Genomic DNA, 1,238 nt, shown 5'->3' on the forward strand with positions numbered 1-1,238 from the left:
CTCCTGGGGTGGGGCGGCGGGGGATGGTTCGCGAGCGTAACCGGGCCGGGCTCAGCCGGGCAGGGCCGGGCTCAGCCGGGCAGGGCCGGGCTCAGGCGGGCCCGGCAGCCGCGTCCATGGCCCGGGCCAGGTCGGCGAGGAGCTCCGCCGTCGGCTCGACGCCCACGGACAGGCGCACGAAGCCGGCCGGGACGTCGTCGCCCCAGCGGGCGCGGCGCTCCGCCGCGGTGTGGGTGCCGCCGAAGCTGGTCTGCGGCACCACGTACGCCGCGGCCGCGATGAACCGCTCGGCCGCCGCCGCGTCCGCGAACTCCAGCCCGACGACGGAGCCCGCCACCGCCATCTGGCGTGCGACGATCGCCGCGTCCGGGTGGTCCGGCAGCCCCGGATAGACCACGGCGCGCACCGCCGGATGCCCGGCCGCGAGCTCGGCGACCGCGAGCGCGGATGCGCACATGCGGGCGAAGCGGACCTCGAGGGTCTCCAGACCGCGGTGGATCAGCCAGGCCTCGTGGGTGCCGAGGATCCCGCCGGCCAGGGTGCGCCAGCCGCGCACGCGCGTCATCAGCTCGGGGTCGCGGGACGCGACGTGCCCGCCGAGGGCGTCGGTGTGCCCGTTGAGGGCCTTCGTGTCCGAGGCGACGACGACGTCCGCCCCCAGGTCCAGCGGCCGCTGCCCCAGCGGGGTCAGGGAGGTGTTGTCCACGACGACGAGCGCCCCCTTCCCGTCCCGCCGCCCGTTCGCGTGGGCGCGGGCGGCGACGTCGGCCAGGTCCGCGACGCGCAGCCCGGGGTTGGAGGGGGTCTCGACGAACACGAGGTCGTAGGCGGAGAAGCCGGCGTCCGCGAGGCCCGGCGTGGACACGAAGTCCACGTGGACGCCGGCGGGCACGAGGTGCTCCGCGGCGAGGGCGCGGGTGGCGCCGTAGCCGTCCGAGGGCAGCAGGGCGCGGCCGCCGGGGCGGAGCACGGGCAGCAGGGCGGCGGCGATGGCCGCCATGCCGGAGGGGACGACGGCGACGTCCGCGTCCTCGAGCACGCCGAGGGCGGCCTCGAGCGCGGCCCAGGTGGGGGTGCCCCAACGGGCGTACTGGAAGGCGACGTCCGCACCGGGGGCGACGGGGGCGCCGTCGGGCCCGGCCCCGGGCAGGTGGAACGCGGAGGCGTGCACCAGCGGCGGGGAGATGGCGTCGCCGGGGGCCATGCCGTGGGCGCGGTGGTGGTGGACGGGGCCGTAG

At 78.4% G+C, this 1,238-nt stretch carries 1 protein-coding gene; it reads right to left on the reverse strand.

The features are described from left to right. Positions 1-91: 91 nt before the first annotated feature. The coding region (locus tag MHY29_RS12125; RefSeq protein WP_239241571.1) for a cystathionine gamma-lyase at positions 92-1,238 on the reverse strand (1,147 nt) is incomplete at its 5' end.

This window comes from Micrococcus sp. ACRRV, from assembly GCF_022346985.1.
Taxonomy (GTDB): Bacteria; Actinomycetota; Actinomycetes; order Actinomycetales; family Micrococcaceae; genus Micrococcus; species Micrococcus porci.